The 16609-nt window shown below is 40.0% G+C and carries 10 protein-coding genes; all 10 read right to left on the bottom strand.

The annotated features are described in order from the left end of the window. Positions 1-40: 40 nt before the first annotated feature. A complete protein-coding gene (locus tag EGI24_RS05835) occupies positions 41-892 on the bottom strand; it encodes an AraC family transcriptional regulator (RefSeq protein ID WP_255047418.1) in 852 nt (283 codons plus the stop codon). Positions 893-1053: 161 nt separating this feature from the next. Beyond that, the gene (locus tag EGI24_RS05830) at positions 1054-2655 is read right to left on the bottom strand and encodes an amidohydrolase family protein (RefSeq protein ID WP_255047417.1); all 1602 of its coding nucleotides are present in this window, start codon (positions 2653-2655) and stop codon (positions 1054-1056) included. 127 nt (positions 2656-2782) lie between these two features. Continuing rightward, on the bottom strand, positions 2783-7093 hold the full coding sequence (gene rpoC, locus EGI24_RS05825) for a DNA-directed RNA polymerase subunit beta' (RefSeq protein ID WP_255047416.1): 4311 nt from the start codon (positions 7091-7093) through the stop codon (positions 2783-2785). 36 nt (positions 7094-7129) lie between these two features. Continuing rightward, positions 7130-10987 (bottom strand): DNA-directed RNA polymerase subunit beta, encoded by a 3858-nt coding sequence (gene rpoB, locus EGI24_RS05820; RefSeq protein WP_255047415.1) that lies wholly within the window; start codon positions 10985-10987, stop codon positions 7130-7132. Between the two features lie 404 nt (positions 10988-11391). Further along, on the bottom strand, positions 11392-11772 hold the full coding sequence (gene rplL / locus EGI24_RS05815) for a 50S ribosomal protein L7/L12 (protein ID WP_255047414.1): 381 nt from the start codon (positions 11770-11772) through the stop codon (positions 11392-11394). A 74-nt stretch (positions 11773-11846) separates the two neighbouring features. Further along, positions 11847-12380 carry a 50S ribosomal protein L10 gene (gene rplJ / locus EGI24_RS05810; protein WP_255047413.1) on the bottom strand — a complete coding sequence of 178 codons (534 nt, stop codon included), beginning with the start codon at positions 12378-12380 and terminating at the stop codon, positions 11847-11849. A 2-nt stretch (positions 12381-12382) separates the two neighbouring features. Then, positions 12383-13081 carry a 50S ribosomal protein L1 gene (gene rplA / locus EGI24_RS05805; protein WP_255047412.1) on the bottom strand — a complete coding sequence of 233 codons (699 nt, stop codon included), beginning with the start codon at positions 13079-13081 and terminating at the stop codon, positions 12383-12385. 54 nt (positions 13082-13135) lie between these two features. Continuing rightward, positions 13136-13573, bottom strand: coding sequence for a 50S ribosomal protein L11 (rplK, locus tag EGI24_RS05800; protein WP_255047411.1), 438 nt, complete (start codon positions 13571-13573; stop codon positions 13136-13138). A 381-nt stretch (positions 13574-13954) separates the two neighbouring features. Next, entirely contained in the window at positions 13955-15382 is a 1428-nt protein-coding gene (locus EGI24_RS05795) for an O-antigen ligase (protein ID WP_255047410.1), read from the bottom strand. Then, positions 15348-16604 carry an oligosaccharide flippase family protein gene (locus tag EGI24_RS05790; protein WP_255047409.1) on the bottom strand — a complete coding sequence of 419 codons (1257 nt, stop codon included), beginning with the start codon at positions 16602-16604 and terminating at the stop codon, positions 15348-15350. The genes EGI24_RS05795 and EGI24_RS05790 overlap by 35 nt, the downstream gene beginning before the upstream one ends. Between the last annotated feature and the right edge of the window lie 5 nt (positions 16605-16609).

The raw sequence follows: 16609 nt of genomic DNA, 5'->3' as shown, positions 1-16609 counted from the left end.
TATTTGAACGGTAAAATATGGGCGAGTGAGTGGTTTAAAACTATTTGGCTACTTTGTTGGGAGTGTGTCCATATTTCTCTTTGAAGCTTTTTATAAAATGCGAAACGCTTTCATATCCAATGGTTTCGGCTACTTCTTCCACATTTCCCATTTTGTTTTTTATAAGAAAAGCCGCATGCTCCAATTTTTTATCTTTTATCCATTGCCCAGGCGACTGACCGAATAATTCCTGAAATTCTCGTTTAAATGCTGAAAGGCTTCTTCCTGAAAGTTTGGCTAATTCGTCCAGATTTAAAGGTTTCAAATAAAATGTATTGAGGATAAACTCTAGGTCAGCCTTTTGGCCAGTGTATATAGAAAAGAGTAGGTTCTTGAGTTGATTATTGGGATCAAATTCCAATAAGTGTAAGAGCAATTCCTGTACTTTCAGTTTCAAAAATTGATTGAGATATTTGGTTTTGCTTTTGAAATATGGCAATATAGACTCTATATATTTACCAAAGGCCTCGTTGGATTTTAAAGTAAGAAGCCAAGAACTGTTGGGGTCTAAAGAAGTAGTATTCTCAAAAAGTTCAAGGTTCTGACTTACAAATTCCTTCAATATTTTTTCATCAATGAAAAAAACCAAGCTTTTATAAGCTTCATTGATAGATTCTGACATCAAGTAATAACCTCGCTTCACAAAAAGTACATCGCCTTTCTGCACACGCACTTCGGAGTTAGAACTGCTGAATAATTTGTCCCCTTCAAGCACATAAATCACAGCGTTTTCTTCAAAAAAAACATCGTTTTTAGAGGGATACACATCACTCCGATAAGCCACAAAAGTATTTTCTTGAATCTTGAGAGACTCAAATTGGTGTGCTTGTATTTCGGAAGGAATTCGGAGCATAGAATTTTGTCTACATCTTGCGATGAAAGCTTTTTCATAAAAATCGAGAACGCAAATATTCTAAACAAGATAACTTCAGCAAACAAATTGAAGATTTCTTTATGAAAAATCTAAAAATCCGTGTTTATCTGTTTTCCTTCTTTCGTTCAATTATAAGGGATTCAATTACCCAATTTCCCTTCACCCGCCTTTTTAATTCCTGGCTGAAGAATTTCAAAGTTTTCTTCTTCTTTTGCTTTTTTAACGATGGCTTTTACGTCTTCCAGCAATTTCTTAGCGTCATAAACAATACCATCTTTTACGGTATATTTCACTCCACCCACTCTTATCACTTCGTTTTTATCATTTACTTTTATAGCTCCTGTGCCATAGAGGGTCTTCAAGTTGGCCAATGGATTTTCTTCCATTATCGCAAAATCCGCCAATTTGCCAACTTCCACAGATCCTATTTCTTTGTCCATTCCTAACGCCTCTGCACCTTTAATAGTAGCAGCTCTTATAACTTCCAATGGATGAAAGCCCGCCTCACGTAGCAATTCCAATTCACGGATATATGCAAAACCATATAGTTGATAGATAAATCCTGAATCGGAGCCAGTAGTAACTCTGCCGCCTTTGTTTTTGTACTCATTCACAAACCGCATCCAGATTCTATAATTTTCTTTCCATTGCACCTCTTGCTCTGTTCCCCAATTGAGCCAATAGCTACCATGAGAAATACGACTAGGGCCATAAAAACGCCAAAGCGACGGTAAGGTGTACTCATCGTGCCATTCGGCTCTGCGAGCAAGCATCAGCTCTCTATTGGCTTCATAAATATTAAAAGTTGGATCGAGTGTAAAATCTAATTTTAATAGCTCGTCCATCACTTTATACCATTTTTCTGAGCCTGGCTCGGCAGCCTGTTTCCAAAGTTTTCCGGCTTCCTCAAACCTGTGTTGTTCGTTATTGTAGTTATAATCGGCTGGGTAGTTTTGTAAAGTTCTTTCATCAAAAAGTGCCTCTGGCAATCCGTACCAATGCTCCATCGATGTCAATCCAGCCTTTGCGGTAGCCAAAACGTTCATTCTTGCCACTTCTAACTGTGCATGATGACAGGCCGAAGGCAAGCCCAGCAATTTGTTTTCGCCCAAAGCAGCCCTAAAAACATCAGGTTCTGCTCCAAAAAATTTAATGCCGTCGGCTCCTTTTTTGGCGTTATTTCGCACCCATTCTTTGGCTTGCTCAGGTGTGGTAATGGGAGTGTCGGAGCCCATTCCAAAGGCCGTATAGGCCAATATCCTTGGTGCTACAATTTCGTTTTTAAGACTTTTTTGTTTGTGTTTCAAGGTCCAGTCCAGTCCATTTCCAGCTGAAGGGTCACGAATGGTGGTGATACCATGACCCATCCAAAGTTTAAAGACATATTCAGACGGAGTGCCTTGCGAACTGCCCCCAATGTGGCCATGCATATCCACAAAACCCGGTGTTAGATACATCCCCGTGCAATCCAATTCTTTATCACCTGCTTCGGCTTTTGGCCTACGTTTTGGGTCAATGGGTACGCCAGGATAGCCCACTTGCTTTATCTCTTTTATGCGGTTTTTTTCTACCACTATATCCACCGGGCCTACCGGTGGTGCACCAGTGCTGTTTACCAAAGTCACTCCTCTGATGATGAGTTTATTATAAGGTCCATCACCTTCTGTTCTATTGGGGGCGTCTTTTATTTGGGCAAAGGCAAAAAATGGGGCAAAAAAGCAAAATGCGATAAGTTTTTTCATTTTAGATGAGGCAAGGTAATTTGATGACCTCAATTTATAAAAAAACTTTTAGAAAGGTGGGTTTTGAGCAAAAAAAAGACCTTCGGATTGCTCCAAAGGTCTTTTCTTTTATTAATTCGAAAAAATATCAATCTACATATTCTCTCTTACGTGGCTCAGCCATTCTACGGGCATTGGCTGCTTCTATCTCTTCTACAGTGTTTACTTGTATGTTTTGATAGGTTCTGCGGCCTGTACCTGCTGGTATTAAGTGACCTACGATTACGTTTTCTTTCAAGCCCGCCAACTCGTCACGCTTACCTTTTACGGCAGCTTCTGACAATACTTTGGTGGTCTCTTGGAACGACGCTGCAGATATAAACGACTCAGTACCCAACGACGCAGTGGTGATACCCTGCAATATCACTTGTGATACAGCGGGTTGAGCATCTCTTACGGTCATTTGTTTTTTGTCTTCGCGTTTCAATCTACCGTTTTCATCTCTAAACTCACGGTTGGTGATGATCTGACCAGGTTTGAAGTTTTCAGATGCACCCGCATCCATTACTACTTTCTTGTCAATGATTCTATCGTTTTCCTCTCTGAAAGTCCACTTGTCAACGGCTTGCATTTCAAGGAACATCGTATCACCAGCGTCAAGAACGTCAACTTTCTGCATCATCTGACGTACAATCACTTCGATGTGTTTGTCTGAGATTTTCACACCTTGCTGACGATATACCGCTTGTGTTTCGTCTACCAAATACTCCTGAACGGCAGTTGGTCCTTTGATTCTCAAGATGTCAGCAGGCGTAATGGCTCCATCAGAAAGTGGCTCACCAGCACGGATATAGTCACCCTCTTGCACCAAGATAAGTTTAGAAAGTGATACCATATATTTCATTTTGGTACCGTCTTTTGCTTCTACAAATATCTCTCTGTTACCACGTTTGATAGTTCCGTAAGAAACTACACCGTCGATTTCAGAAACCACAGCTGGATTTGAAGGGTTACGTGCTTCGAAAAGCTCGGTTACCCTTGGAAGACCACCCGTGATGTCACGGTTCATATTGATAGCTCTTGGTATTTTGGCCAAAATCTGTCCCGCTTTTATTTGTTGTCCATCTTCTACCATCAAACGGGCGTTTACAGGAAGGTTATACTCCTTGTCTTCGTCGCCACCAGTTTTAACAATAATCGATGGGTTTTTAGCTCTGTCTTTAGAATCTGTGATTACTTTATCACGGAAACCAGTTTGCTCATCGGCTTCTTCACGGAAAGTAATACCTTCTTCAATCGAATCATATTCTGCAACTCCGTCAAACTCTGACAAGATAACGGCGTTGAACTGATCCCAGTGACAGATAGGCTCACCTTTAGCAATTTTCTGACCGTCTTTCACTTGTAAAGTTGAACCGTAAGGTACGATGTTAGAAATCAAGATTTGCTTGGTAGCTTCGTCGATGATTCTTACTTCACCTCTACGACCGATGACGATAGTAGCTGGATTTCCTTCTTTGTCAACCGACTCTACAGTTCTGATGTCGTCAAAATCAAGTTTACCATTGAATTTGGCTTTGATGTTAGCTTCTACTGACACGTTCATGGCTGTACCACCGGTGTGGAACGTACGAAGTGTAAGCTGAGTACCTGGCTCACCAATAGATTGTGATGCAATAACACCCACGGCTTCACCCACATCGGCCATACGACCAGACGCCAAGTTTCTACCGTAACATTTACCACAAACACCTGTTTTGGTTTCGCAAGTAAGTGCCGAACGTATTTCGATGGTTTCTATCGCAGTTTCATCAATTCTCTCTGCTATTTCTTCAGTGATTTCTTCGCCAGCCAACAGAATAAGCTCTTTGGTGATTGGATCAATGATATCATGCACTGAAGCTCTACCCAAAATCCTTTCTGATAATGGCTCTATAATATCGTCGTTTTCTTTCAAAGCCGACACGTTGATACCTCTTAATGTACCACAGTCTACTTCGTTGATAACTACGTCTTGGGCTACGTCATGCAAACGACGAGTCAAGTAACCAGCATCAGCAGTTTTTAGGGCTGTATCGGCCAAACCTTTACGAGCACCGTGTGTAGAGATAAAGTACTCAAGAACGTCCAAACCTTCTTTAAAGTTAGAAAGGATTGGGTTTTCGATGATTTCACCTACAGAACCTGCAATGTTTTTCTGTGGCTTAGCCATCAAACCTCTCATACCACCCAACTGACGAATTTGCTCTTGCGAACCACGGGCTCCAGAGTGCATCATCATATATACCGGGTTAAATCCTTGACGGTCATCTTCTAATTGACGAAGTAAGGTTTCTCTCAAACGAGTGTTTACACGCGTCCAGATATCGATGATTTGGTTATAACGCTCACGCTCAGTAATGATACCAAACATGTAGTTGTTTTGAACCTCTTCTACCTCACCTCTGGCGTTTTCAATCAATGCTTGTTTCTCTTCTGGAATCATGATATCTCCCAAACCGATTGACAAACCACCTTTGAAGGCCGATTGGAAACCAAGTTCTTTGATTTCGTCCAAAAATTGAGCTGTACGAGCAAAACTTACTTCTTTGAATACTCTACCGATAATTCCTTGAAGTTTTTTCTTCGTCAAAAGCTCATTGATATAACCAACTTTCTCTGGAACACACTGATTGAATAATACTCTACCAGCTACAGTTTCGATAATTTTCTCAACTATCTGACCTGTTGTTTCGTCTTTGATTTTGGTTTTAACATTGATAATCGCATGCTTCGAAAGTTGTCCCTCATTGATAGCAATGATAACTTCTTCAGACGAATAAAATGTTTTCCCTTCACCAATAATTGGCTCTTCAGGAGTTGATCTTTTACCTTTTGTTACATAATATAGACCCAATACCATGTCCTGAGAAGGTACCGTAATAGGTGCTCCGTTGGCAGGATTAAGGATGTTATGCGACGAAAGCATCAACACCGAAGCTTCCATAACTGCCTCTTGACCTAGTGGTACGTGCACCGCCATCTGGTCACCGTCAAAGTCAGCGTTGAAGGCTGTACAAACTAACGGGTGCAATTGGATAGCTTTACCTTCTACCAGTTTTGGTTGGAAAGCTTGAATACCCAAACGGTGAAGCGTAGGAGCACGGTTTAGCATAACTGGGTGTCCTTTCAATACGTTCTCAAGGATATCCCAAATCACTGCATCTTTACGATCTACAATTTTCTTAGCAGATTTTACCGTCTTAACTATGCCTCTTTCTATCAATTTTCTGATAACAAACGGCTTAAATAACTCAGCAGCCATGTCTTTTGGAAGACCACATTCGTGCAATTTAAGCTCAGGTCCTACTACAATCACCGAACGGCCAGAGTAGTCAACCCTTTTACCCAATAAGTTTTGACGGAAACGTCCTTGCTTACCTTTCAACATATCTGAAAGTGATTTCAAGGCACGGTTACCATCTGATCTTACGGCGTTTACTTTACGGGAGTTATCAAAAAGTGAATCTACGGCTTCTTGCAACATACGTTTTTCGTTACGTAGGATTACTTCAGGAGCTTTGATTTCCAACAATCTTTTCAGACGGTTGTTTCTGATAATTACTCTTCTGTAAAGGTCATTTAAGTCAGAAGTCGCGAAACGACCACCATCTAGCGGCACCAAAGGACGCAATTCTGGTGGAATAACTGGTACCATACGGATTACCATCCACTCAGGTCTGTTGTCAATTCTGGTACGAGAATCTCTGAATGATTCTACAACTTTAAGTCTTTTCAAAGCCTCCGCTTTACGTTGCTGAGAAGTATCAGTGGCTGCTTGGTGACGCAATTCGTACGAAAGTTCGTCCAATTTGATTCTAGAAAGCAACATATACAATGACTCAGCACCCATCTTAGCGATGAATTTGTTTGGATCTTCATCAGGAAGCATTTGGTTTTCTCTTGGCAATTTGTCCAAAATATCCAAATATTCTTCTTCTGTTAAGAAGTCCATTTTGGCTATACCGTCTTCTTCTTTGATACCGGCCTGAACTACAACGTATCTCTCGTAATAGATAACCTGATCCAATTTTTTAGAAGAAAGACCTAGAATATATCCGATTTTGTTCGGTAAGCTTCTGAAATACCAAATGTGAGCTACTGGAACGACCAATTCGATGTGGCCCATTCTTTCTCTTCGCACTTTCTTTTCAGTAACTTCTACACCACAACGGTCGCAGATAATTCCTTTATAACGAATTCTTTTATATTTTCCACAGTGACACTCCCAGTCTTTTACTGGTCCAAAAATACGCTCACAAAACAAACCGCCCATTTCTGGCTTGTAAGTTCTGTAGTTGATAGTTTCGGGTTGAGTAACCTCACCATATGAGCCTTCCAAGATAGATTCTGGAGAAGCCAAACTAATGGTTATGCTATCAAAATCGCTGTTGAGCTTTTTATTTTTCTTTAATGACATTTTCTAATGCTTTTAATGAAAATGATATATTTTAAATTATACAAGAGTGATTTCTAATGCAAGTCCTCTTAATTCGTGCACCAAAACGTTGAATGACTCAGGAATACTTGCTTTCGGAAGATTCTCACCTTTAACGATTGCTTCATAAGCCTTAGCCCTACCTAACACGTCATCTGACTTGAGTGTCAAGATTTCACGTAGTACGTGAGATGCTCCAAATGCCTCAAGAGCCCAAACCTCCATCTCTCCAAAACGCTGACCACCAAACTGAGCTTTACCACCCAATGGTTGTTGCGTAATCAATGAGTATGGTCCGATAGAACGAGCGTGCATTTTATCATCTACCAAGTGGCCTAGTTTAAGCATATACATGATACCCACGGTTACTTTCTGATCGAAAGGCTCACCAGTAAGACCATTGTAAAGCTGCGTACGTCCGTATTCTGCCAAACCTGCTTCTACAAGCTCTGCCGAAACCTCGTCTGCAGATGCTCCATCGAAGATAGGAGTAGCATATTTACGACCAAGCTTACGTCCAGCCCAACCCAATACCACCTCATATAACTGACCGATGTTCATCCTTGAAGGTACACCAAGTGGGTTCAGAACGATGTCCATTGTATTTCCGTCTTCTAGGAAAGGCATGTCTTCGTCACGAACGATTCTTGCTACAACACCTTTGTTACCGTGACGACCCGCCATCTTATCACCCACTTTCAACTTACGTTTTTTAGCGATATATACTTTGGCCAATTTCACGATTCCTGCAGGAAGTTCATCACCTACTTCAAGTACAAATTTCTCTCTTTTGTAGATACCGATTAACTCACTTCTTTTGGTCAAATAGTTTTTAACCAATGAAACCAAAAGACCGTTTGTTTCTTCGTTATTTGTCCATCCTTCCAAAATTATATCTCCTAAAAGGTTAGCTTCTTCTGGAACGTTATAAGAACTTTCGTCAACAAACGGGTTTTTGTCTGGGAATAAATTATTGGCAATGTTAGATTTATTAAACTTAACACCTTTAGAAATTAATTCCTCGCCAAATTTATGCTTAACACCATTACAAGCCTCATTGTCAAGCAATGCCACCATTTTGTCAATCATGATAGACTTAAGTTCCATCAATGATTTACTGTGATTTTTGGCCAATACTTTAAGCTCTTCTTTGTGTTTTACTCTTTCTTCTTTTGAAGGACGAGAGAACAATTTGGTATCAATAATTACACCTCTTAAAGAAGGAGATGCTTTTTTAGAAGCGTCTTTCACGTCACCTGCTTTGTCACCAAAGATGGCTCTAAGAAGTTTCTCTTCTGGGGTTGGATCAGACTCTCCTTTTGGAGTGATTTTACCAATCAAGATATCACCTTCTTTGATGTGTGTACCTGTTCTAACAATACCGTTTTCGTCAAGGTTTTTAACTGCCTCTTCCGATACGTTTGGTATCTCAGCAGTTAGCTCCTCTTCTCCACGTTTTGTGTCTCTTACTTCAAGGTCAAACTCTTCGATGTGAATCGAAGTAAAGATATCGTCACGAACCACTTTTTCAGAAATTACGATCGCATCCTCAAAGTTGTATCCTTGCCAAGGCATGAAGGCAACCTGTAGGTTGCGTCCAAGTGCAAGTTCACCACCTTGTGTAGCATATCCTTCTACTAAAATCTGCCCAGCTTTAACTTTTTGTCCTTTCAAAACGATAGGACGCAAGTTTATACAAGTATCTTGGTTGGTTCTTCTAAACTTAATAAGATTGTAAGTCTTCATATTCGTATCGAAGTTTACAAGTCTTTGGTTATCAGACCAATCGTAGTTAACCACGATTTTCTGAGCATCAACGTATTCTATAACGCCTTCGCCGTCAGCTACAATCAAAGTACGAGAGTCACGAGCCAATTTACCTTCAAGGCCAGTACCCACGATAGGTGCTTCTGGACGCAACAAAGGCACAGCTTGACGTTGCATGTTCGAGCCCATCAAGGCACGGTTGGCATCATCATGCTCAAGGAAAGGAATCATCGAAGCGGCTATAGATACAATCTGGTTTGGAGCAATATCCATGTATTCAATCTCTTCAGGACGCTTCAATGGGAAGTCACCTTCAAATCTACATTTCAACAAGTCTACACTAAAGTTTCCGTCGTTTTTGGTATCGGCGGTTGCCATTGCAATGTGCTTACCATCCTCTTCTTCTGCCGTAAGGTACTCGATAGTTCCAGTCATTTTGCCACCATCTATTTTCATATATGGCGTTTCGATGAAGCCCATTGAGTTGATTTTCGCATAAGTACAAAGCGAAGAAATCAAACCGATGTTTGGACCCTCTGGAGTTTCGATAGTACAAAGACGACCGTAGTGCGTATAGTGAACGTCACGAACCTCAAAACCTGCTCTTTCACGAGAAAGACCGCCTGGTCCTAAAGCCGAAAGACGACGTTTGTGGGTAATCTCGGCCAATGGATTGGTTTGATCCATAAACTGAGAAAGTTGGTTTGTACCAAAGAATGAGTTAATAACCGATGACAAAGTACGAGCGTTGATCAAATCAACTGGCTTGAAGTCTTCATTATCACGAACGTTCATTCTTTCTTTAATTGTACGGGCCATACGAGCAAGACCTACGCCAAATTGGCCAGAAAGCTGCTCACCTACTGTACGTACACGTCTGTTTGAAAGGTGGTCAATATCATCGACAACAGCCTTAGAATTGATAAGACCAATCAAATATTTAACGATAGAGATGATATCTTCTTTGGTCAAAACCGAAGTTTCCAAAGGAGTATCAAGGCTCAATTTGGTATTTACTCTGTATCTACCAACCTCACCTAAGTCATAACGTTTGTCAGAGAAGAACAAGCCTTGGATGATTTCACGAGCGGTAGCTTCATCTGGTGCTTCAGTGTTTCTCAACTGACGGTATATTTGCTCAACAGCCTCTTTTTCAGAGTTTGAGCTATCTTTTTGTAAAGTATTATAGATGATATTGAACTCAGACACGTTGGCATCCTCACGGTGGATAATCACCGATTTTGCTTGTGTATCCAAAATAAGATCAACGTCATTTTCGGAAATTACTGAGTCTCTTTCAAGAATCACCTCGTTTCTATCAATAGAAACCACCTCACCGGTGTCTTCATCAACGAAATCTTCCGTCCAAGTTTTCAAAACCCTCGCAGCCAATCTACGACCAACTACCGCTTTCAGGTTTTCTTTTGTTGAAGTGATTTCTTCTGACAATCCGAATAAATCCAAGATGTCTTTGTCAGTACCATAGCCAATAGAACGAAGTAGCGTAGTTACTGGGAATTTCTTTTTACGGTCGATGTACGCATACATGACGTTGTTTACGTCAGTTGAGAACTCGATCCAAGAACCCTTCATAGGTATTACCCTGGCTGAGTAAAGTTTGGTACCGTTGGTGTGCTTGCTCATTGAGAAGAACACACCTGGCGAACGGTGCAATTGCGATACAATTACCCTTTCAGCACCATTGATGACGAATGAACCACGGCCAGTCATGTAAGGGATATTTCCCAAGAACACTTCTTGCTCGATAGTTTCAAACTCCTCATTATCAGAGTCATTGCAAAGCAATCTTAATTTTGCTTTCAATGGCACAGAGTAAGTTAGGCCTCTGTCGATACACTCATCTACAGAGTATTTTGGTTGGTCGATTGTGTAATCAACGAACTCTAGAACATAGTTCTCCCGTGAGTCGGCAATCGGAAAATTATCCATGAATGTTTGATACAAACCCTCAGCTCTACGGCTTTCGGCAGGTGTATCAATCTGGAAAAATTCGGTGAACGATTGCAACTGGATATCCAAAAAGTCAGGATACTCAAGTACGGGCTGAACGCTTGCAAAGGACTTCCTTCCGGTTTCTGTCAATTTCAAGGTTTTAAATTGTTTTAATGAAAAATATTTTAAAAAACTTGATGATATTCTAACGCATGGTTAGACCTATCATGAAAAAATCGCAGTGAAGAAAAACGATTCTACCCCTTTGCATCTGCCCTACGAAAAACAGAAGTGTATCGGGTAAAAAGTCTTGTCGGAGTGTGAGCTCCAAATGTTTCTAAATGTTGTGGTTTTTTGTAGCTTTTAGCTTTTAGCTTTTAGCTTTTAGCTTTTAGCTTTTAGCTTTTAGCTTTTAGCTTTTACGAAAGTGTATTCGTTGAAAAAGGGTTCAGATATGGTAAAATCACCTTAAAAAACTGAGTCTTTTTTAAACGACAAAAAGACTCGGCCAGAACTATAACGCTCTGACCTGAGTCTGATTGTAAATGCTTTACGAGAAATTATTTAATTTCTACTTCAGCACCAGCTTCTTCTAACTGAGCTTTAAGAGCTGTAGCTTCGTCTTTAGCGATACCTTCTTTCAATGCTTTAGGAGCTGAATCAACTAATTCTTTAGCTTCTTTCAAACCTAAACCTGTAAGGTCTTTAACCAACTTCACAACTTGAAGTTTGTTAGCACCACCTGATTTAAGGATTACGTCAAATGCTGTTTGCTCAACAGCAGCTTCAACTTCAGCACCAGCAGCTGGACCAGCTACCATTACAGCACCAGCAGCAGCTGGCTCAATACCATATTCGTCTTTGAGGATAGCTGCAAGCTCATTAACCTCTTTTACTGTCAAATTAACTAATTGTTCAGCGAATGCTTTCAAATCTGCCATTTCTATAGAATTTTATTTTTATAAACAATATTTAAAAATTGAATGCTGCACCTTGCGGCATCCGGTTAAAAAAATCAGGCTGCTTCTTTCTCTGAAAGAGTTTTAAGAATTCCAGCCAGTTTGTTGCCACCACTCTGCAATGCACCAAGTACATTTTTAGCAGGCGATTGTAGCAATCCGATTACTTCGCCAATCATTTCAGCTTTAGATTTCAAGTTCGTTAGAGCGTCTAATTGGTCGTGACCAACAAACAATCCACCGTCTATTGAAGCTCCTTTAAGCTTGATTGAGTCTTTGTTTTCTTTCAAGAAATCCTTGATCAATTTGGCAGCAGCTTTACCCGATTCAGGGTGAAACATGATACCTGAGAATCCTTTAAGAACCGACTCGTTGAAAGCCGTGTAATCTGTGTCGAGCGTCTCAAGAGCTTTCTCGATAAGCGTGTTTTTCACTACCATGTATTCTATACCTCTGTCGAAACAAAGACGTCTAAGTTTGTTGGTTTTAGCAACAGACATACCGCTTGCATCTGTGATATAGAAATAAGGAATGTTGGCAAACTTTTCGGTAAGACTCTCGATAATGAGTGCTTTTTCTTCTCTTCTCATGATTACAGTCCTATTATAGTTGATTTGTCAATCTGAATACCTGGACTCATGGTGCTAGACAAAGCTATGCCTTTTACATAAGTACCTTTTGCTGAAGAAGGCTTAAGTTTAACCAATGTTTGGATAATCTCGTTTGCGTTATCAGCAATTTTCTTTGCATCGAAAGAAACCTTCGCAATACCTGCGTGGATAATACCAGTTTTATCAACTTTGAAGTCAATTTTACCAGCTTTCACCTCTTGAACCGCTTTACCTACCTCAAGTGTTACTGTGCCTGATTTAGGGTTTGGCATTAAGCCTCTTGGACCCAATACTTTACCTAAACGACCAAGTTTCGCCATAACAGTTGGCATTGTGATAATCACGTCGATATCTGTCCAGCCTTTCTCGATTTTTGAAATGTACTCATCTAGACCAACGTAGTCAGCACCTGCTGCTTTAGCCTCTTCTTCCTTGTCAGGAGAACAAAGAACCAATACGCGAACAGTTTTACCAGTTCCGTGAGGAAGTGCAACAACTCCACGAACCATTTGGTCTGCTTTACGAGGGTCAACACCTAATCTAACGTCAATATCAATTGATGAGTCAAATTTGGTGTAAGAGATTTGTTTCAAAATTTCAGCTGCTTCTACCAAGCTGTACGATTTTGTCGCATCAAACTTCGATAGAGCCTCTTTTCTTTTTTTGCTTATTCTAGCCATAATTTTGGTAGTTAACGTCATACGCTAGGCATGACTCCCATTTTGTTTAATTAATTAAAACGGACTTGCACCTGTAATGGTGATGCCCATGTTTGCTGCAGTACCTGATACCATTTTCATGGCCGACTCTATCGTGAAGCAATTAAGATCTGGCATTTTAGTTTCGGCAATTGCCTTCACTTGATCCCAAGTAACCGAACCCACTTTGTTACGGTTTGGTTGGTCTGACCCTTTCTTCACTTTAGAAGCCTCTATAAGCAACACAGCTGTAGGAGGGGTTTTGATAACGAACTCAAATGATTTGTCTGTATAGTATGTAATCAATACAGGAACCACTTGGCCCATTTTATCTTGTGTTCTAGCATTAAACTGCTTACAGAACTCCATGATATTGATACCCTTCGAACCCAAAGCTGGACCAATAGGAGGTGCTGGGTTGGCTTGGCCACCCTTAGCTTGTAATTTTAAGTATCCTGCGATGTCTTTCGCCATTGTCTTTTTACATTTAAAAATTTGAGAAATACGAACTAACGAACTCAATCTACCGCCATAGCTTTGTAGTCACAATCCAAAGCCTGAAAAACAGATGGTCATCCGATTCTCCAAAGTTTTTTCTCTTACTCCTCAGGGGAAGCCTAACATATTGATAATATGACAAGAGACAGAGAAAAACTTCGCCAAAATGGGCAAGCTGCCCAAAATGGACTGCAAAGGTAGAAAATTAATTTTTTATTGCAAAAGTTTTTTGGGAAATATGTTTGGGGAATTTAGGTGTGGTTTGTGGGGACACATTCTCGGCCAATGATGAAGTTTGTAGGGACACAAACTTAGACAATCATAAATTTTATGGCAAAATAAACCTTGAAGAAGCTTTCATTGAGCTTCCTCACTCTTCATAAACAAAAACGCCCAGCCTACATACATCAATATACCTGTCGGCATTTGGCCCAATATACCATTGCCATAGCTGGCCATATATATGCCTATCATTCCTGAAAAAATAGCGATGAGTTTTTGCCTCAAGGGGCTGATGGGCATTTTCCACAAAACTATGCCCGCTTTTATGGCAATAAAAAACAAAATAGCCAAGTGTAGGGTAAGGCCAATCATCCCTTCTTCAGCCCATATTTTTACAAACCAACTGTCTGTGGGTGTTTGGGCCAAAAAAGAGTTGGGGCTAAATCTTAAACCCCAGCTTCCAGCAGAGCCTATGCCACCACCAAAAGGCCTAGAGGCCAAATATGTAGAAAGCTTCTTTTGATTTTCTAATCTCACAAGCAGCGAGGCATCGTTGGGATCAAGAGCTGTCCTCATTCTATTTACGGCGTAAACTCCTTGAGCAATTTTAGTAAATTTTAGAAAAACAAAAACTGCAGCACCAACCATAACACCAGCTCCAAAAACTTTGAAGTTTTTGCTGAGCAAAAAATACGTCATAAAACCGAGTGCAGGCACTGCCATAGCTCCTCGGGTTCCGGAAATCATCATACCATATAGCGACAAGAAAAAAGCTGACAAATAAAATATTTTTCTTCGAAGTGACAGATTGCCTCCTAAAAACAAAATCATAGAAACTACCATGGCGTGGCCTTGGGCGGCACCGAATTGGCCTGCATCTGAGTAAAAAGAAAACACTCGAAGCTTACCGAACAAAATATGTTGCTTAGCTGCTCCGGCATCAAGCCAAGCTTGTTCGTAACTATCTACTCCAATTATCAATTGTTTCATTCCAGCCAAAGTGCCCAAAACAGACATGATCAACCAAATGTGAAGAAATTTATCGAGGTCATTTTTTGAGTCGAATAAAACCAAAACCAAAGGAATGGCCAATAACATATAAAGAGAAACGCCACGCATGGCATAGAACCAAGCTTCAAAACTTCTAGCCTCGGGATTAAAAATCTGAAAAAAACTATAGGCCATCCATATTATGGCAGCGTAGGTGAGTCCGTTTTTCGCTTTTGACCAATCGTATTTTTCTTTTTTAAAATATATGGCCAAATATGTGAGTACCAACAAGGCGTCAATAGCCAAACCAAGAGGGGCATTTATATAACGTGTGAGTCCATTGGCTGCAAAACCCATGAAAACGGTACTGTAAAGACCAAATTTTGGATAGGTAAAAAGAAAGTATAAAAAGTAAAATAAAAACGGTAAAATAAGTAAAGTCAAACCAATGAGAATGCCGAGTTTAGACAAAGCATAAGAAACAGCAATAGCAAAAGCTATTATGCAAATTAATATTGGAATCTTTCTGAGTGTATTGTTACTTTGAGTTTGCTGGAATGAAAAATTTGTCATTTTGCTCACTAAGTTTTTTGTTCATAAAAAACAATCCAACAAAAATGCCAAATAAAGTATTGACAACTGTCACCATAGCCACTGCAGACAATTCTAAGTGATGAGAAAGTATATACCAATCTCCAAAAATATTAAGAGAAGCCATCAAAACAACCTTCATGCTGTTAATATGGGGTAAATTGACACTGTCAAGAGCAATACCAAGATACCTGTCGAGTGGCATGACTAAAAGGTAAATGGTGAAAACTTTAAGAATGGGAGACGCTGCTACAAATCCTTCTCCTGCGTATAGGGTAACGATTTGTTCCGAAAAATGGAATGCTATTCCAAGAAATGGCAAGAGCAAGAATGTAAAATATTTAACCTCTTTCGTAAAATTGGACTTAAGCTGGGCGAAGTTTCCGTCAGAAGCAAGCTTTGAAAGCCTTGGGAAAGCCGACATTGCCCAACTTCGGAGTGGTATTTCTACGACCTCTAATAGCTTGAGCGGAATATTGTAAATGGCTACCATTGTAGGCCCCAAAAAGGCATTGATTAATATAACGTCAGCACTTTTCAAGACATTGGTACTGATAGTAGTTAAAACAGTAAACTTGCTGAATCCTAACAATTGCTTGATGCTTGTCCAGTCGAGTTTTAGTCGAAAAGTAAATTTAAAATCAAAGAGACAAAGTAAACAAACCAAACCTCTTACTAAAGCGAATACCCATAAGATTTCAGTCAATTTGGAGTTTTTGAATATGAAAATTATTAACAAAAAAGGAAAACTACTTAAAAAGTTTATCAACCACATTTTGAAATATTTCTGGTTGGCATGAGCTACCCAAACGGACATATTGATGGGCAACATCAACACCAAAATAAATGGATAATACTGAAAAAATAGATCAAAATGATGGGCTTTGATACCGGCTGAAAATAGAAATTGTGAAATGAAAATTAGGAAAGCCAAAATAACCGATAACAAGATGCTAATTTGCCAAGCGGCATTGGTCACTCTTTGGCTATCCTGTTCATTATCAGCACTCGAAACAAATTTTACAAGAGCCTGATAAACAAATCCCGAGCGTATCATTTCTACAAAACCCATGTTAGTTACGAAAATAACCCACGAGCCAAAATCGTTGGCACTAAGTGTGCGAGCCAGAATACCAATGCTTAAAAATCCAAATCCCGCATTGAATATATTGCCTACCATTAGCCAAAATCTCGAGTTTTTCAATATTT

The sequence above is a fragment of the Lacihabitans sp. CS3-21 genome (assembly GCF_024343675.1).
Classification (GTDB): Bacteria; Bacteroidota; Bacteroidia; order Cytophagales; family Spirosomataceae; genus Leadbetterella.
This window is presented reverse-complemented; position numbering and strand designations above follow the sequence as displayed.